The sequence below is a fragment of the Winogradskyella poriferorum genome, assembly GCF_050618035.1.
GTDB classification, from domain to species: Bacteria; Bacteroidota; Bacteroidia; order Flavobacteriales; family Flavobacteriaceae; genus Winogradskyella; species Winogradskyella poriferorum_A.
This window is the reverse complement of sequence record NZ_JBODPY010000255.1, coordinates 1-218: the sequence shown is the minus strand read 5'-3', so window position 1 is coordinate 218 and position 218 is coordinate 1. Positions and strand designations below refer to the sequence as shown.

General features: G+C 38.1%; 1 protein-coding gene. It reads right to left on the bottom strand.

The window, feature by feature from the left end:
* On the bottom strand, positions 1-218 hold a 218-nt coding region (locus ACRHOC_RS15670), incomplete at both ends, for a DUF7507 domain-containing protein (protein WP_431159500.1).

Below are 218 nucleotides of genomic sequence, written 5' to 3'. Positions count from 1 at the left end.
TCATACTCTGGTGTTGGTAATGTTGCTGTTCCAGTAAAGTCGGCTACATCTTCAGTAACTTTCACATTAAATACTGTTGTATTTCGAGTGTTAGTTACTGTATAAGTATAAGTAATGATACCACCTACATTTGCTACACCATCAGCACCCACGTCTAAACTGCTTGTTTTCTCTACTGCTATACTAGGATCTTGTGGTATATTTGCATCCCTTGGATC